General features: G+C 32.5%; 22 protein-coding genes and 3 tRNA genes. 20 read left to right on the top strand and 5 right to left on the bottom strand.

The features are described from left to right. Positions 1-34 precede the first annotated feature (34 nt). The 6 genes from B3I31_RS05755 to purD all read left to right on the top strand — a co-directional run bounded on the left by B3I31_RS05755 (position 35) and on the right by purD (position 6,373). Positions 35-1,714 (top strand): AAA family ATPase, encoded by a 1,680-nt coding sequence (locus B3I31_RS05755; protein ID WP_219034720.1) that lies wholly within the window; start codon positions 35-37, stop codon positions 1,712-1,714. A 129-nt stretch (positions 1,715-1,843) separates the two neighbouring features. Then, complete coding sequence (locus B3I31_RS05750) at positions 1,844-2,344, top strand: FKBP-type peptidyl-prolyl cis-trans isomerase (RefSeq protein WP_038332370.1); 501 nt, start codon at positions 1,844-1,846, stop codon at positions 2,342-2,344. Between the two features lie 159 nt (positions 2,345-2,503). Further along, positions 2,504-3,064: a phosphoribosylglycinamide formyltransferase gene (gene purN / locus B3I31_RS05745; protein ID WP_038332368.1), complete on the top strand. Its 561-nt coding sequence runs from the start codon at positions 2,504-2,506 to the stop codon at positions 3,062-3,064. 89 nt (positions 3,065-3,153) lie between these two features. Then, positions 3,154-4,665, top strand: a complete 1,512-nt coding sequence (gene purH / locus B3I31_RS05740; protein WP_280036526.1) for a bifunctional phosphoribosylaminoimidazolecarboxamide formyltransferase/IMP cyclohydrolase — start codon at positions 3,154-3,156, stop codon at positions 4,663-4,665. 57 nt (positions 4,666-4,722) lie between these two features. Then, on the top strand, positions 4,723-5,094 hold the full coding sequence (locus B3I31_RS05735; RefSeq protein ID WP_125349023.1) for a four helix bundle protein: 372 nt from the start codon (positions 4,723-4,725) through the stop codon (positions 5,092-5,094). Continuing rightward, the gene (gene purD / locus B3I31_RS05730; RefSeq protein WP_125349024.1) at positions 5,081-6,373 is read left to right on the top strand and encodes a phosphoribosylamine--glycine ligase; all 1,293 of its coding nucleotides are present in this window, start codon (positions 5,081-5,083) and stop codon (positions 6,371-6,373) included. The genes B3I31_RS05735 and purD overlap by 14 nt, the downstream gene beginning before the upstream one ends. 57 nt (positions 6,374-6,430) lie before the next feature. On the opposite strand, the gene B3I31_RS05725 is transcribed toward purD, so the two are convergent. The 3 genes from B3I31_RS05725 to B3I31_RS05715 are packed head-to-tail and all read right to left on the bottom strand — an operon-like array spanning position 6,431 to position 8,034. Continuing rightward, positions 6,431-6,817 carry a hypothetical protein gene (locus B3I31_RS05725; protein ID WP_114999543.1) on the bottom strand — a complete coding sequence of 129 codons (387 nt, stop codon included), beginning with the start codon at positions 6,815-6,817 and terminating at the stop codon, positions 6,431-6,433. Then, positions 6,817-7,038 (bottom strand): VF530 family DNA-binding protein, encoded by a 222-nt coding sequence (locus B3I31_RS05720; protein WP_038332359.1) that lies wholly within the window; start codon positions 7,036-7,038, stop codon positions 6,817-6,819. The genes B3I31_RS05725 and B3I31_RS05720 overlap by 1 nt, the downstream gene beginning before the upstream one ends. A gap of 51 nt (positions 7,039-7,089) precedes the next feature. Then, positions 7,090-8,034, bottom strand: a complete 945-nt coding sequence (locus B3I31_RS05715; RefSeq protein ID WP_114999545.1) for an ADP-ribosylglycohydrolase family protein — start codon at positions 8,032-8,034, stop codon at positions 7,090-7,092. Positions 8,035-8,242: 208 nt separating this feature from the next. On the opposite strand from B3I31_RS05715, the gene B3I31_RS05710 reads away from it, so the two are divergent. From B3I31_RS05710 to mtgA, 5 genes are all read left to right on the top strand, one after another. Beyond that, positions 8,243-9,142 carry a DnaJ C-terminal domain-containing protein gene (locus tag B3I31_RS05710; RefSeq protein ID WP_114999547.1) on the top strand — a complete coding sequence of 300 codons (900 nt, stop codon included), beginning with the start codon at positions 8,243-8,245 and terminating at the stop codon, positions 9,140-9,142. A gap of 4 nt (positions 9,143-9,146) precedes the next feature. Continuing rightward, a complete protein-coding gene (locus B3I31_RS05705) occupies positions 9,147-9,404 on the top strand; it encodes a chaperone modulator CbpM (RefSeq protein ID WP_135834956.1) in 258 nt (85 codons plus the stop codon). A 67-nt stretch (positions 9,405-9,471) separates the two neighbouring features. After that, positions 9,472-10,386 (top strand): 23S rRNA (adenine(1618)-N(6))-methyltransferase RlmF, encoded by a 915-nt coding sequence (rlmF, locus tag B3I31_RS05700; RefSeq protein ID WP_038332349.1) that lies wholly within the window; start codon positions 9,472-9,474, stop codon positions 10,384-10,386. A 111-nt stretch (positions 10,387-10,497) separates the two neighbouring features. Further along, a complete protein-coding gene (locus B3I31_RS05695; RefSeq protein ID WP_286495799.1) occupies positions 10,498-11,013 on the top strand; it encodes a c-type cytochrome in 516 nt (171 codons plus the stop codon). Between the two features lie 93 nt (positions 11,014-11,106). Continuing rightward, the gene (mtgA, locus tag B3I31_RS05690) at positions 11,107-11,778 is read left to right on the top strand and encodes a monofunctional biosynthetic peptidoglycan transglycosylase (RefSeq protein WP_291049037.1); all 672 of its coding nucleotides are present in this window, start codon (positions 11,107-11,109) and stop codon (positions 11,776-11,778) included. A gap of 41 nt (positions 11,779-11,819) precedes the next feature. Here mtgA and B3I31_RS05685 read toward each other — a convergent pair whose 3' ends face one another. Together B3I31_RS05685 and B3I31_RS05680 are read right to left on the bottom strand one after the other, a co-directional pair. Next, on the bottom strand, positions 11,820-12,302 hold the full coding sequence (locus tag B3I31_RS05685; protein WP_286495800.1) for an N-acetyltransferase: 483 nt from the start codon (positions 12,300-12,302) through the stop codon (positions 11,820-11,822). A 33-nt stretch (positions 12,303-12,335) separates the two neighbouring features. Next, positions 12,336-13,091: a glycerophosphodiester phosphodiesterase gene (locus tag B3I31_RS05680; protein WP_125349032.1), complete on the bottom strand. Its 756-nt coding sequence runs from the start codon at positions 13,089-13,091 to the stop codon at positions 12,336-12,338. A 168-nt stretch (positions 13,092-13,259) separates the two neighbouring features. Between B3I31_RS05680 and guaA the strand changes: the two genes are divergently transcribed. The 9 genes from guaA (at position 13,260) to B3I31_RS05635 (ending at position 20,232) form a co-directional block, all read left to right on the top strand. After that, a complete protein-coding gene (gene guaA / locus B3I31_RS05675; protein ID WP_125349033.1) occupies positions 13,260-14,792 on the top strand; it encodes a glutamine-hydrolyzing GMP synthase in 1,533 nt (510 codons plus the stop codon). A gap of 73 nt (positions 14,793-14,865) precedes the next feature. Beyond that, on the top strand, positions 14,866-15,435 hold the full coding sequence (gene xpt, locus B3I31_RS05670; protein ID WP_219034709.1) for a xanthine phosphoribosyltransferase: 570 nt from the start codon (positions 14,866-14,868) through the stop codon (positions 15,433-15,435). A 74-nt stretch (positions 15,436-15,509) separates the two neighbouring features. Then, complete coding sequence (locus B3I31_RS05665; RefSeq protein WP_286495801.1) at positions 15,510-16,682, top strand: hypothetical protein; 1,173 nt, start codon at positions 15,510-15,512, stop codon at positions 16,680-16,682. 145 nt (positions 16,683-16,827) lie between these two features. Further along, a tRNA-Gln gene (locus B3I31_RS05660) sits at positions 16,828-16,898 on the top strand. A gap of 92 nt (positions 16,899-16,990) precedes the next feature. Beyond that, positions 16,991-17,061: transfer RNA gene (locus B3I31_RS05655), tRNA-Gln, on the top strand. A 39-nt stretch (positions 17,062-17,100) separates the two neighbouring features. Next, positions 17,101-17,171: transfer RNA gene (locus B3I31_RS05650), tRNA-Gln, on the top strand. A gap of 81 nt (positions 17,172-17,252) precedes the next feature. Next, complete coding sequence (locus B3I31_RS05645; protein WP_038334626.1) at positions 17,253-17,795, top strand: RNA polymerase sigma factor; 543 nt, start codon at positions 17,253-17,255, stop codon at positions 17,793-17,795. Positions 17,796-17,839: 44 nt separating this feature from the next. Further along, a complete protein-coding gene (locus B3I31_RS05640; protein ID WP_038334631.1) occupies positions 17,840-18,397 on the top strand; it encodes a C40 family peptidase in 558 nt (185 codons plus the stop codon). Positions 18,398-18,405: 8 nt separating this feature from the next. Then, the gene (locus B3I31_RS05635; RefSeq protein ID WP_286495803.1) at positions 18,406-20,232 is read left to right on the top strand and encodes a hypothetical protein; all 1,827 of its coding nucleotides are present in this window, start codon (positions 18,406-18,408) and stop codon (positions 20,230-20,232) included. Positions 20,233-20,248: the final 16 nt, after the last annotated feature.

Raw genomic sequence — 20,248 nt, 5'->3', positions numbered from 1 at the left:
TTCATTCAAAAAACTCCAAATTCACTCATAAGTTATGCAACAATCAAAGGCTTTGGCAATTCTAAAATCTGGTCGAAATGTATTTTTAACAGGTTCTGCGGGTGCCGGAAAAACTTATGTGTTAAATCAATACATTCAATATCTTAAACAACATGGCGTTCCTGTTGCTATAACGGCTTCTACGGGAATTGCTGCGACGCACATGAATGGTCAAACGATACATTCTTGGGCTGGAATTGGAATAAAAGATTATGTTTCTGATCGATATTTGGCTTCGCTTCGCGACAAGAAATATTTCCGAGATAAAATGGACAAAGTAAAAGTCTTAATTATTGATGAAATCTCGATGCTGCACCGAAATCAGTTGGATGCGGTTGATTATGTTTTGAAGTTTTTCAAACAAAACGATGAACCTTTTGGAGGTGTTCAAGTAATTTTTTCGGGTGATTTTTTCCAGTTACCGCCGATTGGTGAAGAGTGGGAAGAATCGAAAGATAAATTCTGTTTTATGTCCGATGCTTGGGTTCAAGCAAAAGTGCATATTTGTTATTTGACAGAGCAATATCGTCAAACAAATAATGCATTGAATGATATTTTGAATGAAATTCGTTCGGGGAATATTTCGCAAAAAACAGTTGATTTATTAGAAACTCGAATCGAATATTTTCCAGATGAAATAGATTCACAAACTCGTTTGTATACACATAATATGGATGTGGACCGAATTAATAAAGGTCAATTGATTAATATTGATTCATCTTCCAAAACATTTGAAGCAAAAGTTGCGGGAAATCCAGCTTTGGTTGAGGTTCTTAAAAAATCTGTTTTAGCAGAAGAAGTTTTAGAATTGAAGATAGGAGCGAAAGTGATGTTTGTTCGTAACAATTTCGAAGTTGGTTTTGTAAACGGAACGCTTGGAAATGTTTCGGGGTATACTGAAAAAGACGAGCCAATTATCAAAACATTAGATGGAGAATTTTACATTGCAAAACCAGAAACGTGGGCAATAGAGGACGAAAGCGGAAAAGCATTGGCTTCATTTACACAAGTTCCGTTGCGTTTGGCTTGGGCGATTACGATTCATAAATCACAAGGAATGACGTTAGATTCTGCGTTTATTGATTTATCAAAAGCGTTCGAAAAAGGACAAGGGTATGTTGCACTTTCACGTTTACGAGATTTAAATTCGTTGATGTTACACGGATTGAATCAAACAGCTTTAGAAATTGATTCACTTGCAATGAAGGCTGATAGACGTTTTCAGGTTTTATCGAATGAAATGGATGAGTTTCTAGATGAAAAAGAATTGCAAAACTCTTGGGCTGCTTTTATCCGATATTCTGGTGGAACTTTGGATAAAAAACAAATTGCAAAAAATATCGAAAAGAATAAAACCAAAGAAAAAGGACAAAAGAAATCGACTTACGAAATTACATTAGAATATGTGAAAGAAGGTTTGTCTTTAGATCAAATCGCAGAGAAAAGAGGTTTAACTACTTCAGCAATTGTCGATCATATTGGTAAAATCAAAGAAAGTGAGCCTGATTTGGATTATTCAAAATTTAAACCTTCTGATAAAATTATTGATAAAGTTCGATTAGCGTATAGTGAAATCGAATTTGAAGAGAATAAAGTTTTAAAACCAATTTATGATTATTTCAATGGTGAAATTGGTTATGAAGACATCAAAAAAGCATTACTTTTTATAGATTAAATAAAAATTGTCAGTTCAAAAATCTAAATAACTGACAAAATTGGTCAAATTATTCGAAAGGAATAGTTGTTGTTAAAAGATAAGTATTAAAAATGAACGCTTTTTAAAAGCATCCATAATTTACAATTTATGTCAATAGAAAACAATAATGTAGTTTCAGTAAACTACTCATTACATACCATCGAAGCGAATGGTGAAAAAGTATTTGTAGAACAATCAAATACAGAAGAGCCATTAACTTTTTTATTTGGAGCTGGAATGATGATTCCAAAATTTGAAGAAGAATTAAAAGAATTAACAATTGGTGATAAAAAATCATTCGTAATTACTCCAGCAGAAGGATACGGTGAAAGAGTAGAAGAAGCTGTTGCTCAATTACCTTTAGATATGTTCAAAGAATCTGGATTGCCACCAGTTGGAGCAATTTTACCTTTGACTGATGATGCAGGAAATCAATTCCGTGCTTCAGTTGTAGAAGTGACAGAAGAGGCTGTAATTGCAGATTTGAATCCTCCAATGGCAGGAAAAACATTAGAATTTGAAGTTGAAATTCTTAATGTTCGTCCAGCAACTGAGGAAGAATTATCTCACGGACACGCACATGGAGTTGACGGAACTCAAGGGCACTAAAAAATATTTTCAAAAGGCTATTTCAATTTGAGATAGCCTTTCTTGTTTTTAATTGTGAATAAATCATTAATAAATAGATTAAATCCACGTTATATTTTTCGACTTGCATCAACTAAAATCTTATCTTTGTAAAACAAACAAGATTACTTACAAACAAACATGAAAATAGCTGTATTTGTTTCCGGTGGCGGAACAAATCTTCAAAATATTATTGATGCAGTTGAAGACGGAACGTTACCAAATGTCGAGATTTCGATGGTAATGGCAGACCGAGATTGTTATGCAATAGAACGATCGTTGGATAAAGATATCCGAACGTATGTCTTAGACCGAAAAACTTTTTCGGAAGATGCTGAACATAATTTAGAAGGAGAAGAAATCGACCTTATTGTTTTGGCAGGTTTTTTAACCATATTATCTCCAGAATTTACCTCGAAATGGGGCTCGAAAATGATTAATATTCATCCTGCATTATTACCAAAATTTGGTGGAAAAGGAATGTATGGCGCGAAAGTTCACAAAGCAGTTTTAGAAGCTGGTGAAAAAACATCAGGAGCAACTGTACATTTTGTAACGGCTGGTGTAGACGAAGGACAAATTATTTGTCAAGGAATTTTTGAAATTGAAGAAGGTGATGAAGTAGCAGATTTACAGCGTAAAGTTGCTGAGGTAGAAAGTGAAATCTACATTAAGGCAATCAAGCAAATCAGCGAAGCATAAAATATAGAATGCCTCAATGTTGTGTACATTGAGGTTTTTCATTTCCAATAAAATAGTAAACAAACAATAAACTTTAAAAACTAAACACAATGCAAAAACAAGCGCTAATAAGTGTTTCGGACAAGTCGAACTTGTTAGAATTTGCAAAATTCTTGGTTGAACAAGATTACAAAATCTTATCAACTGGAGGAACATTCAAACATTTACAAGACAACGGAATCGAAGTTACAGAAGTAAAAGATGTAACTGGTTTTCCTGAGATTTTAGATGGTCGCGTAAAATCTTTACATCCTGCAATTCATGGTGGTATTATGGCGCGTCGTTCGGACGAAAATCATATGGCAACAATTGCGGAACATGGAATTAACCCAATTGATATCGTTATTGTAAATCTTTATCCTTTCTTCGAAAAGATGAATACAGGTCTTTCTGAAGCGGAAATGATTGAATTTATTGATATCGGTGGTCCATCAATGTTACGTTCTTCTGCAAAGAATTTTTATGATGTAACAGTTGTAACGGATGTGAATGATTATGAAGTAGTGATGAATGAAATTCGTGAGAATGGTTCAACTTCTATCGAAACGCGTAAATTATGTGCTGGTAAAGTATTCAACTTAACTTCTGCTTATGATGCGGCGATTTCTACTTACATTTTAGGAGAAGATTTTCCTCAATTTTTAGAGTCTTCTTACGAGAAAGTGATGGATTTACGTTATGGAGAAAATCCACATCAAAAAGCAGCTTATTATGTTGATAAAACGAAAAATGGCGCAATGAAAGATTTCGAATATTTACAAGGAAAAGAACTTTCTTTCAACAATATTCGTGATATGGATTTGGCTTATAAAGTGGTTTCAGAATTTGAGGAAACAACTTGTTGTGCAGTGAAACATTCAACGCCTTGTGGAGTGGCAATTGGAGAGAATGTTTTAGAAGCTTATGAAAAAGCGTATGAATGTGATCCAATGTCAATTTTCGGTGGAATCATCGCTTTCAATAGAGAAGTTGATGGAAAAACTGCGGTTGAATTAAATAAAATTTTCTTAGAAATTGTAATTGCACCTTCATTTACAGAAGAAGCGTTAGAAATTTTTAAACAAAAGAAAAATTTACGTATCATCAAAGTGAAGAATCCTGTGTCGGATAAAGTAACTTACGTAAAAGTTGATGGAGGATTAATTGTTCAGTCTACAGATAATCAGTTTTCAACAGATCTTAAAGTTGTAACAGAAGCTCAACCAACAGATCGTCAAATGACTGATTTAGTTTTTGCTCAAAAAATTGTAAAATGGGTAAAATCTAACGCGATTGTTGTAGCGACAAATGGTCAAGCTTACGGAATCGGTGGAGGTCAAACGAATCGTATTTGGGCGGCTCAACAAGCGATTGCACGTGCAAAAGAAAAAGTGGAAGATGATTTAGTTTTAGCTTCAGATGCATTTTTCCCTTTCCGTGATGTAGCTGATTTTGCAGCAGAAAATGGAATTAAAGCAATTATTCAACCAGGAGGATCAATCAAAGATCAAGAGTCTATCGATGCTTGTAATGAACGCGAAATTCCGATGGTTTTCACAGGAATGAGACATTTTATGCACTAAAATTCGATATGCGATATTCGTTTTGCGATGTTGGAATTTAAGATTAACTTAGTGTAAATGAGAAGTTATAGAAATTTAGACATATGGCAAAAAAGTTTGGAAATTTTAAGACTGGTTTATAATCTTTCTAATAAATTTCCAGAATCAGAAAAGTATGGATTAACTGTTCAAATAAAAAGAGCAGTTGTTTCAATTCTTTCAAATATCGCAGAAGGTTCTGGAAGAAATTCAAATCAGCAAATGATTAATTTTCTATCTATTTCAAAAGGTTCTGATTTTGAGGTTGAAGCTCAATTAATAATAGCTTTTGAGTTGAATTATATAACAGAGTCAGAATTAAATGAAGCTTTAGAATTAATTGATCATTATTGTAGAATGAATAAAAATTTTCAAAACTATTTAACAAAGAAAAACAATGGAACAAAATAATAGCGCAAACCGCGAATCGCAAACCGCAACTCGCATCTTAGTAATCGGTTCAGGTGGTCGTGAACATGCAATAGGATGGAAGTTTGCTGAAGATTTCAAGCAAAAAGGACAAGATTTAGAATTGTTTTTTATTCCAGGAAATGCAGGAACAGCTCAAATCGGAACAAACGTTTCAGTTTCTTCGATTGAAGAAATGAAAAATTTCGCGAAAGAAAATCAAATCGATTTAACTTTTGTTGGACCAGAAGCTGAATTAGCAGAAGGTATCGTTGATATTTTTCAGAAAGAGAATTTAAATGTTTTTGGACCTCATAAAGCAGCTGCGCAATTAGAAGCTTCTAAAGCTTTTGCGAAGGATTTTATGGATAAATATGGTGTGAAAACAGCAAAATATAAAAATTTTCAAGGACCAATGTTGGCGATTGATTATTTGAAAACACAAGATTATCCAATTGTAGTGAAAGCCTCTGGTTTAGCGGCTGGAAAAGGAGTTATTATCTGCCAAGATTTTGAAGAAGCAAAACAAGCTGTTTTGGATATCATGGAAGATAAAACCTTTGGTGATGCAGGAAACGAAGTGGTTATTGAAGAATATTTAGAAGGTTTTGAAGCCTCTATTTTGTCTTTCTTTAACGGGAAAAAAATCGTTCCATTTGTTTCGGCAAAAGATCACAAGAAAATTGGTGAAGGAGAAACTGGTCTTAATACTGGTGGAATGGGCGTTATCGCTCCAAATCCATTGTTTACGGAAGAGCATTTCAAAATGTTCGAAGAAGAAATTATGGAGCCAACAAAATGTGGTTTAATTAAGGAAAGATCAGAGTTTGCTGGTGTTATTTTCTTTGGATTGATGATTACAACAAAAGGTGTTTATTTGTTGGAATATAACCTAAGAATGGGCGATCCAGAAACGCAAACAACTTTACCTTTGTTAGAAAATGATTTGGCTGAGGTTGTAAATAAAGCAATTAAAGGAGAAGATTTTGACTTGACTTTCAAAAATCAACATGCGTGTTGTGTGGTGATGGTTTCGGGAGGATATCCAGGAAATTACGACAAAGGTTTTGAGATTCGTGGTTTAGAAAATGTAACTTGTCCTAATTTTATTGCTGGTGCAAAATTATCAGGTGAACAAATTGTTACTTCTGGTGGACGCGTAATCAACATAGTTGGATTAGGAAATACATTAGAAGAAGCACGTGAAACTGCTTACGAAAACATCAAAAAAGTACATTTTGATTACGAATATTATCGAAATGATATTGGAGTAATTCAATAAAAAATACAGTTTATATTATTAAAAAATGCGTTTCAAATGAAACGCATTTTTTTTAATTTATTCTGAAAATTCGACGTGATAAACATCGCTTTTATTTCGATTTATTTTTCGATATTCAAATCCTCCAGCTTGCGGAATAATTTCGACTAAATCAAATGATTGACAACTTTTTGGCAAACCATTAAAAATTAAAGTGAAATGAAGAGACGAACCTTCTTCGATATACGTCCAATTTGGATACATTGTAATTCCGTCCGCAAAAACCAATTGACAACGTTTTCCTGATTGATTATCAATAATAAAAGTAGAAGGCCAAATACGTGCAGCATTTGCATATTCATCTGCCGCCATACAACAATGTATAATAACCTGACTTTCTTCTTCGATATTGGTTAAGAGCTCAGAATCAATAAAAATCTTTTCTTCAAGAATAGTTGCACTCATTATTTTGCAATTTTCTTAATGTACAATTCTTCTACTTTTGCACGTGCCCAATCTGTTTTTCGAAGAAATTTCAACGATGATTTCAAACTTGGATTATCATTAAAACATCTGATGTTAATTTGATTTCCCAAACCTTCCCAACCGCCGTAATAAATTACTAATTCTTCGATAATATCGTCTAAACGTTTTCCGTGTAATGGATTATTTTTTTGACTTTCCATTTTGCAAATTTACGAAAATGTTTTTGGTGAATTTAGAATAGTTCAAGCTTTCTAAAATTCATATTTTTCTTCCAATTGTTCTGCTAAATGTAAAATATCATTCACTCGCGCTAATTGCTCAATCCAATTGGTCGGAATTGTTTCTGCATCATAATAAATCCCTGCAATTCCACCAGCAATACAAGCAATTGTATCGGTATCATGTCCTAAATTCACCGCTTTCAAAACACAATCTTTATACGAACTTGTATGTAGCAAACACCAAATAGAAGCTTCTAAACTATCCATGACATAACCAGTTGATTTAATTTCATCTTCTTTTAAATCAATTAGTTTTCCACTTAAAATTCGTTCGAAATATGTAAATTCATTTTTATAAATTTCATTTTCTTCTAAGAATAATTTTAACCAAAAATTTGTGTTCAGATAAGCTTCTTCTAGATTTTCGGCATCTAAAACGTTCAACGCAAATTCAATATAATAAATACACGCCAAAACAGAACGATTGTGCGCATGCGTGATAGAAGAAACTTCTTTGACGATTTCACAGCGTTCATCAATCGATAAATCTTTCGTGAAAATTGCTAAAGGAAGAATACGCATTAACGATCCATTTCCATTATCAGATTCGGATGTAGAACCAGCCTCAATTGGATTTTTTACAACTCGTAAACGATTTATTGCTTTTCGTGTAGAAATTCCAACATCAAAGACTTCTCCGTCAGCCGTCCAATAACCTTCGTGCATCCACATCTGAAATTTTTCTGCAATATCATTCACATTATAACCATTACACAACGATTCAGCCAAGCAAAACATCATCGAACTATCGTCAGAAAAAGTGCCAGGAGGCATATTGTATGTTCCATAACCCATCATATCTGTGACAGGATTTTGTTGTAAATATTGCCTACTTTTAAACTCAACTGGAACTCCTAATGCGTCACCAACCGCCGATCCAATTAATATATTTTTCGAAAAATTTTTTCTATTCATAACTTTCTTTTATAAATGAAAAATAATTGATTTTTTTGAATATATCCAAATTATTTTTGAAAATTTATGAATTAATCATAATAAATTTATCTTTTTCGGATAAAATATTAAAAGGTTTAAAATAGATAAAAAAGAATAAGTCGTATTGTCAGTTTTGAAAAAATTGGAACTGATTTTGATTAAATTACCACACAAACTTATTATTACTATGGCTTTTATAGATTATTATACAACATTAGGTCTGCAAAAGACCGCATCACAAGATGAGATAAAAAAAGCTTATCGGAAATTGGCACGTAAGTATCATCCCGATCTTAATCCAAATAACGATGAAGCTGCACAGAAATTTAAAGAATTAAATGAAGCAAACGAAGTGTTGAGCGATCCAGAAAAACGTAAAAAATACGATAAATATGGAGAAAATTGGCAACATGGTGAAGAATATGAAAAAGCTCGTCAGCAACAACAACAGCAACAATATCAATATAGTAATAGCGATTTTGATGGAGCTGAAGGTTTTGGTGATTTTGATGGCTATTCAGATTTTTTCAGTTCGATGTTTGGACGCGAAGGAAGGAGTAGATCAACAGGTTATAAAGGGCAAGATGTTAATGCCAGTTTGACACTAAATTTGACAGATACATTGACTTCGCATAAACAAACTTTTGCTGTGAATGGTAAAAATATACGAATTACAATTCCAGCTGGAGTAGAAGATGGGCAAACGATTAAGATAAAAGGTCACGGAGGAAAAGGTTATAACAATGGTCCAAATGGAGATTTGTATATCACGTTTCATATCGAAAATAATACGTCTTTTGAAGTTAATGGAGCAGATTTATCTACAATTGTTGAAATCGACTTATACGATGCAATTTTGGGTGGAGAAGCGATGATTGATACACTTTCTGGAAAAGTGAAAGTTCCAATAAAAGAAGGAACAGAGAATAATAAAAAGGTTAAATTGAAAGGAAAAGGTTTACCAATTTATAAGAAAGATGATCAATTTGGAGATTTGTATGTGACATTTTCAGTAAAAACTCCAACTAATTTATCAGCAGAAGAAAAAGAATTATTCGAGAAATTACGTTCACTTAAAAAAGCTTAAAACCATGAAAAATGTAACGATATCTGTTATTCAGTTTAGTAAATATCATCAGATTGAACCTCAATTTGTGATTGATTTGTATAAAAATGATTTGGTTGTTTTGCACGAGCGTAACCAAGAATATTTTATCGAAGAAAATGATTTGAAATTAATCGAACGATTTATTGAATTTCATTATAATTTGGGCGTTAATATAGAAGGTTTAGAAGTGATTCATCATCTTTTGAAACAAATCGAAACGCTACAAAAACAATTAAAATAAACGAATTCAAAAACAACCTTTGCAGAAAACTGCAAAGGTTGTCTTATTTTTGCATAAATATTTTTGTATGAATACTCCCGAAAAGAAGAGTAAATTAAAAAAATTACATTCGCGCAATCGTCATTTAGCGCCTTATAATTTCGAAAAATTGTGTGCGATTTATTCCCCACTTTCCAAATATATCAAACCCAATAAAGAGAACGAACCAACGATTAATTTCTCGGATAGAGAAGCTGTAAAAGCGTTGAATAAAGCGTTGTTGAAAACATATTATGATATTGATTATTGGGAATTGCCAAAAGATAATTTGTGTCCACCAATTCCTGGTCGCGCCGATTATATTCATTATGTTGCCGATATTTTGGGTGAAAGTTTTGATGGTGTAATTCCGCGTGGAAAAGATGTAAAAGTCTTGGATGTTGGTGTTGGAGCGAATTGTATTTATCCGATTATTGGAAATTACGAATACGACTGGAACTTTGTTGGCGCAGAGTTGGATTATGCTTCTTTCAAAAATGCGGAAGAAATTGTCAAGAAAAATGCTCGATTACGTAACAAAGTTGAGATTAGAATGCAATTTAATCCAAACAATATTTTCAAAAAAATCATCAAACAAGGCGAAAAATTTGATATTACAATTTGTAATCCTCCATTTTTTAGATCGAATCAAGAAGTGATGGAGCAAACAATGCGTAAACTGAAAAACTTAGGTCAAAAATCTGATCAAAAACCAATTCAAAACTTTGGTGGGAATAATTCTGAGCTTTGGTGTAGAGGAGGAGAGCGTCTGTTTATCACGAAAATGATAAAAGAAAGTGCGGATTATAAACATCAAGTAAAATGGTTTACAACATTGGTTTCTAAGAAAGAAAATGTTCGAATTTTGGAAGGTATTTTGAAACGTGAAAAAGTAAGAGATTACCGAATTGTAAATATGCAACAAGGGAATAAAATTTCGCGTTTACTAGTTTGGAGATTTTAATTGATTTATTTTTAATTCATTAAAGGTTTTATTTAAAATTATTCCAAATTTTTCTGAAGGGTTTATTCAGTTTAAGATTTGTTTTACCTTTTATAAACAAAATTATTACAAATGAAAACAAATAGAATAATGGTTTCTTTGGTAGTTGTAGCGTTGATGTTTAGTATTTTTTCGTTTACGACTTCTCGTCAAATTGACACAGGAAAAGCAATTTCAAGTTCAGAATGGAAAAATCTAAAAGTGTTACCACAAAACATTTCGGAAGATAGTTTGAAAGGTTTGATGCGCGGATACAACGCTGCTTTAGGAGTGAAATGTAATTTTTGCCACGCCGAAAATCCAGATACGAAAAAGATGGATTTTGCAAGTGATGCAAAAAAAGAAAAGGAATTTTCACGTCATATGATTGTAATGACACGTGATATTAACGCGAAAAATTTCAATTGGGAAAATGCAAAAAATCCTGAAATGATCAATGTTGTAACATGTGTAATGTGTCACAGAGGAAATGAAAGTCCTACAAAATCATTGATTGAGCCTGTAAACGCTGAGTTAAAAAACGTGAAAGATGTTGCAAAAGAAAAATTAGCTCCCACATCTGGTTCAACGAAAGTTGAGAAAAAATAAAGAATAGAAATATAAGCTCCATTTTTGGAGCTTTTTTTATTTTCAAAATTCAATAAATCGTATAACTTTGCTTTCATAATTTAAAGAAATAAAATGTTTAAATTTATTCGTAAGGTTGTAATTTATCTTTTTGTAGCTCATCTTGTATACATTGTTGTGTTAAAGTGGATTAATCCGCCGTTCACGATTACGCAAGTTCAGCAAGGTTTTGAACAAGGAAAATTTAAGCGCGATTATATTTCCTATGAAGAAATGGGACGAAATATAAAATTGGCTGTAATTGGTTCCGAAGATCAAAAGTTTCCTGTACACAATGGATTTGATATGGATGGAATACAAGAAGCGATCGAAAAAAATAAAGAAGGGAAAAAACTTCGTGGAGGTTCTACGATTTCTCAACAAGTAGCGAAAAATGTGTTTTTGTGGCAAGGTCGTTCTTGGTTGAGAAAAGGATTGGAAGTTTATTTTACGTTTATGATCGAAAAAATTTGGGGCAAACAACGTATTTTAGAAATGTATTTGAACACTTCAGAAATGGGAATTGGTGTTTTTGGAGTTGAAGCAGCTTCAGAATATTATTTTAATAAACCAGCTAAAGATTTAACCAAAAATGAAGCGGCTCGAATTGCAGCAGCTTTGCCATTGCCACGAAAATATAATGTGAATCCGCCTTCGTCTTTTATCAGTAGACGCGCTAGTCATATAGAGCGACAAATGCGAAATATACAAGGAAGCACTGATTTGGAAAAGGTTTTAGGAGAATAAAATAGAAAAGAGAAGTTAATAAGCTTCTCTTTTTTGTTTTATTACTCTCTCCAATTAATTTTAACCGCAGAAATTTTCTCTAATTCCAAACGAATTTCAGGAAGTAAATTGAAATCATTTTTCATGTAAAAAGCCAACGGAGAACAATAAGGCTCTCCATTCGCTTTTGTATCTTTTTCATGGTCGATTACCCAACCATTTAGTTCTGTCGAAAATGTTTTTAATCGATTAAGAATTTTACGTCCCAAACCAATTTGATGCAACTCGCTATCCACAATTATTGCAAACCATTTTTCATAATCTCTTTCAAAAATAACCGCCCAAGCTCGCATTTGATTGTTTTCATCTACAGCAAAAAAATGTTTCGCTTCAATCAAACTATTCAAATAATTTTCGGTGTCCTGTAAACTCTCAAAAGCCAAATTAATAGGATATTCGTTGTTCCAAATTTTAAAAATATACTCTTTATGAATTTGGTTCAATGTTGTAAATGAATAGATTTCGAATGAATTAAGTTGAGGCATAAAATGATTTCTTATTCCGCTAAATATACTAATTTATTTAGTCAAAATTTCTTTTAAAATCAAAGGTTTGTCAGTTGTAATATAATCAGCTTTCATATCGATCATTTCTTGCATCACTTTTGGGTCGTTAACTGTCCAAACATTAACCAATAATCCCAAGTTTTTCGCTTCTTTCACCCAAGTAGGATTTTTCTGAAAAATGCTGTAATGATAATCAATTCCATTCCAATTTCTCTCTTTTACTTCTTGAGGAGACAAATCTCCGGCTAAATAAGAAACGTGAAATTTTGGTGCTAATTTCTTAAATTCATCACAAATATTTTTACTAAATGAAATGATTTCAACTTGTTTTTCTACTTTATGTTTTTTGATGATTTCAATCGCTTTTTTTACTGCACGATCTTCATTTTCTTTTGATGAGTGAGGTTTTAATTCGAAAATTAATTTGACATTCTTATTCTTTTTTCCTTGTTCAAAATATTCTTCTAAAGTTGGCATGTTTTCGTTGTTAGCCAATTTCAACGTTTTTAAAAGAGAAGAATTTGTAGTTTCGATTGTATGACCTTGGTAATGATCATCATGATTCACCATCAAAACATCATCAGCACTAATTAATACATCAAATTCAGAACCATAAGCACCAATTTCTTGTGCAGATTTTAATGATTTAATCGAATTTTTTGCGTTGTTTTCGGTGTCCCAATAACCACGATGAGCAATAATTTTTTGAGCATTTGCCATGTTTGTAAGCATAAAGGTTGTTAAGGCAGTAAATATAATTTTTTTCATGATGAATTGTTTTTTCAAGGTAAAATTATTTCGATTAATCGGTTTTAAAGTTATGAAAATATTAAGTTCTTGGAAAACTATAAAAATCTACCTAAAAGAATGAAAAATGACGTGAATAAAATTGTGATTGCGCCGAATTTCACTTAATTTTGCACAAAGACAAACACAATGACGCAAGGAATTATTATTTTAGATTTTGGCTCGCAATACAATCAATTAATCGCGCGCCGAATTCGAGAATTTGGAGTTTATACAGAAATTATTCCCTACAACACTTCGATCGAAGAAATCAAAAAACACAATCCAAAAGGAATTATTTTATCAGGAGGACCTTCTTCAGTTTTTGGAGATGAAGCCGCTTTGGTAGAAAAAGAATTATTCGAAATGGGCGTTCCTGTTTTAGGAATTTGCTATGGAATGCAATTGATTTCGCATTTATTAGGTGGAGAAGTTAAGAAAGGAGAAAAAGGAGAATATGGAAAATCTGAATTAACAGTTTTAGCTCAAAACAGTTTATTCGCAGGAGTTCCAGAACAATCTACAGTTTGGATGAGTCACTTCGATGAAGTGATGACAGCGCCAATAGGATTTACAATTTCAGGAAAATCAAATATAGATATTGCGGCAATCGCAAACGAAGATAAAAAGATTTTTGCGGTACAATTTCACCCAGAAGTTACACATTCAGAATATGGTTCAACAATGTTAGAAAACTTTGTTTTCAATATTTGTCAGGCTGAAAAGAATTGGGTTTTAAAAGATTTTATCGAAACAGAAATTGCTCGTATAAAAGAAGTAGTTGGTGATAAAAAAGTGATTTTAGGACTTTCAGGAGGTGTTGATTCTTCTGTTGCAGCGGTTTTAATTCATCGTGCAATTGGCGATCAATTAACGTGTATTTTTGTTGATACTGGTTTATTGAGAAAAGATGAAGGGAAAAAAGTAATGGAAAATTACGGAAAGCACTTCAACATGAACATCAAAATGGTAGATGCTTCAGAACGTTTCTTAACAAACTTGAAAGGTATCGATGAACCAGAAGCAAAACGTAAATCAATTGGTAAAGATTTCGTGGCTGTTTTTGATGAAGAATCAAATAAATTTGAAGATGCAGCATTCTTAGCGCAAGGAACTATTTATCCTGATGTAATCGAATCGCAATCTGTAAAAGGACCTTCTGCAACTATTAAATCTCACCACAATGTTGGTGGATTACCAGAAGATATGAAACTTCAATTATTAGAACCATTACGCGAATTATTCAAAGATGAAGTACGTAAAGTTGGAGTAGAATTAGGTATTCCTCGTGAATTAGTTTACCGCCATCCTTTCCCAGGACCAGGTTTAGGAATCCGTGTTTTAGGTGAAGTAGACGAAGAAAAAGTACGTATTTTACAAGAAGCAGATCAAATTTTTATTGACGAGCTTTATGCACATAATTTATACGACGAAGTTTCTCAAGCTTTCGTGGTTTTATTACCTGTAAAATCTGTTGGAGTAATGGGAGACGAGCGTACGTACGAATATACGGCGGTTGTTCGTTCTGCAAATACGATCGATTTTATGACAGCAACGTGGTCAAAATTACCTTACGAATTCTTAGAATTAGTTTCGAATAGAATTATCAATGAGGTAAAAGGAATTAACCGTGTAGCTTACGATATCAGCTCAAAACCACCAGCAACTATCGAGTGGGAATAAGCTGAAAAATATATCAAAGCCAGCCAATGTGCTGGCTTTTTTTCTATGTAAACTTTAAAAAACTAAATATTAAATGGAACTTTTAAAAGAAAGAATTCTGAAGGATGGAAAAAGTTTCGATGGTGGAATTCTAAAAGTTGATAGTTTTATCAACCACCAAATGGATCCTGTTCTGATGAAAGCAATTGCGTCGGAATTTGTCCAGCGATTTTCGGATTTAAACATTAATAAAATCATTACAATCGAAGCAAGCGGCATTGCTCCAGCGATTATGGTTGGATTAGAATTGAATTTGCCTGTTGTTTTTGTGAAGAAAGCAAAGCCTAAAACAATGACAGATTTTTATGCGTCGCAAGTGTATTCATTCACGAAAGACCGAACGTACGATGTTTGCGTAAGTAGTCAATTTTTGAATGAAAATGATCATGTTATTTTTATTGATGATTTTTTAGCGAATGGAAATGCAGCGTTGGGTGTTGAAAATTTGATTAAACAATCTGGCGCAAACCTTTTGGGAATGGGCTTTATAATTGAGAAATCATTTCAAGAAGGACGCGATCGCTTATTGAATGAAAATATCAGAGTTGAATCTTTAGTAAGATTAAAATCTTTGGGAGACAACTCAATTATTTTTGAAGAATAAAAAATATCAACCAAAAGCCAATTTATATTGGCTTTCTTTTTACTTTTAAAAAACAAAAAACTTACCTTGATAATATGAAAATAAAATTACTTGCCTTAACGCTCTCTTTACTATTCTTTACAAATTGTAATTCGTACAAATCGGCGAATTCAGCATTGGTTTCTGGTAATTTTCAGCAAGCTTTTGAACAATCTACGCAAGCTTATTTCAAAAATCCATCGGAGAAAAATGGAATCAAATATGTTCCATTAATTTTTGAAGCTTATAACAAAGGACAGCAAGAAGATGAAAATAGATTGAAACAAATCGAAACGTTGACTAATCCTTCTAAATATCAGGAAGCGTATCAAATTATTAATCGTTTGCAAGAAAGACAAAAAACGATTGCTGGAATTGATGGAAGATCGATTAGCGGGAAAACGTATAATTTCAAAACAAAAGATTATTCAGTAGCTTATAAAACGATTCAAGAAAAGTATGCGCAATTTTTGTACGATGAAGGAAAATCTTTTCTAAATCAAGGAGGAAAACTGAATGCACAAACGGCTTATCAAAAGTTTCAAGTTTTAGAAAGTGTTTATTCAAATTATAAAGATACTCGTAGTTTGATGAATACGGCTCGTACAAACGGAATGTATAAAGTTTTGGTGCAATTGGTGAACAACACAGAAGTTGTTATTCCTAAACTATTAGAGAAAGATTTGTTAGATTTTAATTCGTATGGATTGGATTCTAATTGGACTGAATTTTACACGGGAAAATTAAATAGTTCTTATGATTATGTAATTCAATTAAGTTTTGAGACGATAAATGTTTCACCTGAACGAGAAAAAATTGAGGTGCATAATTTTGAGAAAAAAATTGTTGATGGTAAAGAAGAATTGGTGCAAAATGGAGTAGTGGTAAAAGATAAAGACGGAAAACCCGTGATGGTAGATCGTTATATTACAGTAAAAAGTCGTTTTGAAGAAGTACAACGCATCAAGGAAGCTGCAATTACGGCAAAATATTATTTGATCGATAATCAAAAAGAGCAAGCCATCGATTCTAAAAATTTAGCAAGTCAGTTTATTTTTAGAGATTCTTACGGAACTTACAAAGGTGATCGACGTTCTTTGGATCGAGATTATATAAATATGATTGGTAGAAGACCAGCTCCATTTCCATCAAATGAGCAAATGATTTTTGATTGTGGGCAAGATTTGAAACGTAAATTCAAGAACGAAATCATCCGTATGAAGCTTTGATAAAAAAAATGTAAAAAATTTAATCATTTTTTAAAATTCATTTTCAATAGCTTATCACATAAAACGTCTGTTTTAGCTAAAAACTTGTAAAATTAGTTTTGGTGAATTAAAAAACCTTTCTATATTTGCACAGCAATTAAGACATAGACCCATGGTGTAACGGTAGCACATCGGTTTTTGGTGCCGCTAGTTGGGGTTCGAATCCCTGTGGGTCTACAAAAGTCTTATGCCTCGATAAGCAATTGTTGAGGCATTTTTATCTAACCTAGTTAAGAGAAAAGTTGCAAAAATTGAAATAAAATTTAGTCAGACCCATGGTGTAACGGTAGCACATCGGTTTTTGGTGCCGCTAGTTGGGGTTCGAATCCCTGTGGGTCTACAATTTTTTCTTTTCAATTTTAACATAATAATCATGGACAGACCCATGGTGTAACGGTAGCACATCGGTTTTTGGTGCCGCTAGTTGGGGTTCGAATCCCTGTGGGTCTACAGATTTTAAGCTTCAATATTTTTATTGAAGCTTTTTTTATACTATATATTTTGTTATATTTATCATAATTGATTTAGTAAATGACATTAGAGGACATAATTTTAGAAGCTAAAAAAGGGAAACGAAATGCTCAGAACGCAGTGATAGAGGTTTTGTGGAACAAAGTTTATCATTATGTATTTTCTAAGATTAGAAACGAAGAAGAAGCCGAAGATATCGCTATAGAAACGTTTACGAAGGTTTTTACAAAATTGAAATTATATAACGAAGATTTTGACTTTACGACTTGGGTAATTTCTATCGCACATAATACGATGATTGATCATATCAGAAGATCTCCAAAACTGAATATTTCTCTTGATGATGAAACCAATTTTTTAGAAATTTTAGAAGATCATCCTTCGCCAGAAGAACATTTGATTTTAAAACAAGATAATGACACGCTGATAAAAGCTATTGCAAAATTGAGAGAACCTTATCAAAAAATTATAGAATTGCGTTATATCGAAGATAAAACATACAAAGAGATTGCTGAAGAACTCAATTTGACCTTACCAAATGTTAAAGTTCGTCTTTTAAGAGCCAAACAATTGTTAACAGAGGTGATGCAAGATAATATTTAGTAAATTTATTCGTTGAAAATTTGTTGAAGAAAACTGGATCGAAAATGAAGAAGCACATATACCTTACAACAATTATTATCGCAAGTTTATTCTTGACGTCTTGTGGAAGTAGTAAAGTAACTTCGTATAAGAAAACTGGTTCTAAAAAAGTTTATACTTCTTCCAAAAAAAACGAATCTACAGAGGTTTTTCGTTCTAAAAATGCTGATGATAGTGCGCCTCGTGATATAAATAAAATTCTAAAAACGGCAAAATCTTACTTAGGAACACCTTACAAATATGGTGGAGTTACGAAAACAGGTTTCGATTGTTCGGGACTGGTTTATGTAAGTTTCAAGGAAATGAATTTAGAATTGCCTCGTCGTTCGAGTGATCAAGCTGAATATGGAAAAGAAATTACAATCGAAAATGTTAAAATAGGTGATTTAATATTTTTTAATACTTCAGGAAATTCAATCTCTCATGTAGGTATTGTAGAAAGTATTAATCATGACGGATCAATCAGTTTTGTACATTCTTCAACTTCGAAAGGTGTCATCATTTCTTCCCTTGATGAAAATTATTGGAAAACTAGATTTGTAAAAGCGGTTAGACTTTTATAACTTGACGTGTGCTTAAAAAAAGAACTATATTATTAACTTTTTTTGGATTACTATTTTTTAGTTTATCCATAGTTGTTAATGCTCAAGAAGATAGTGTCAAAATTGATACAGTTAGAATTGAGAATAAAAATCATTCTAAGTTTAGAAAGTTTTACCAAAAATTATTATTCAAGAAAAAACCAACGAGTTTTCCTATTCAGCCCAATAATAATGTAGGTGATGGAAAATATCAAGGAAAAATTATTCGAAATATTTACTACAAAACACAAGACCCTTTCGGATATTCTTTGCAGGACACGACAAGAAAACCGACAAAATGGATTGAAAGAACTGGAAATACACTACACGGGAAATCTAAGCAATTTGTGTTGCGTCAAAATATGTTGCTGAAACTAGGAGATAAATATGATTCTGTAAAAGCAGCTGAATCTGAGCGTTTAATACGTACCAATCGTTCTATTCGTCGAGTAGAGATTAAGGAAGAAGCTGTCGGGAATGATTCGGTTGATTTATATGTCAATTCAATTGACTCTTGGAGTATGTTTATTACAGGTTCGGTTTCGAGTTCAAAAGCTGGAATTCGCATTAGAGAGCGAAATTTTTTAGGTTTAGGACATGTGTTTGATAATCGTTACCGTCACAATTACAAAACAGGAAATTCGTTATATCAATTTAATTATACGGTTCCAAATATTGCCCAAACTCGAATTATTGGGAATGTACGTTATTTCAAAAATGAAGATAATCATTATACAAAATCAATCAGTTTTGTACGACCTTTTTATTCGCCATTGGCACATTATGCAGGTGGAGTTTCGGTTGGACAAGTGTATTTTAAAGATTCATTAGATTTCGAAAAACCTATTTTGGTTGATAACCATTTCAAATATAATTACCAAGATTATTGGTTGGCAAGAGCGTTTAGAATTGATGATGGTCATTCAGAAAATATTACCAATTTTATTGTTTCAGGGCGATTTTATGATCGATCTTATACCGAAACACCAACTCCAGAAAACGATCCTGTGAACTTTTTTTCTGACCAAACGAATTATTTAGTAGGGATAGGAATTTCTTCAAAACGATATATCAAAACAAAATATATTTTCAATTATGATATTGAAGAAGATATTGCGATAGGGAAATCATTGGGCATTATAGGAGGAATTCAAAATATTCGTCAAACTGATCGTTATTATCTTGGCGGAAAAGCTTCTGCTGGAGGTTTTTTAAATACCGGTTTTTGGGGATTTGGAGTTGAGTTTGGAGGATTTTTTAATAAAGGAAAATTTGAACAAAAAACGCTGTCTGTAGAATTACAATATATGGCAAAGTTGATAAATTGGGGAAAATGGAAGTTCAGAAACTTCATGAAAACTAATTATCTTTTGGGACATGATCGTTTAGATTCTCCTGCGGATCAACTTTCGCTTCATGAACATGATTATTTGGGAATGGCAGGTTTCAAATCGGATAGAGGCTTAACAGGTCAACAGAAATTAATGTTCGAGTATCAATTGCAATCCTATACGCCTTACGAGTTTTTAGGATTTCGTATTTCGCCTTTTTTCAATGCGATGGTTGCGGCAATTGGAGATAACAAAAAATTTATACTGAATAATAACCCAATTTATTCGCGTTTTAGTTTGGGTGTGATGTTGACAAATGATTATTTTGTGTTCAACAATATTCGTTTTTCATTGTCGTATTATCCATCAATTCCTGGACAAGGCGATAATCTAATCAAGACAAATTTATTGGATAATAGAGATTTTCAAATGATGGATTTTGACTTTTCAAAACCAAATTACATTCGTTGGAATAGGTGGGATTAAGACATAAAAAAAGCTT

The sequence above is a fragment of the Empedobacter sp. UBA3475 genome (genome assembly GCF_002378465.1).
GTDB classification, from domain to species: domain Bacteria; phylum Bacteroidota; class Bacteroidia; order Flavobacteriales; family Weeksellaceae; genus Empedobacter; species Empedobacter falsenii_B.
Note: the sequence above shows the minus strand (reverse complement) of the source record. Positions and strands in the feature narration are given on the sequence as shown.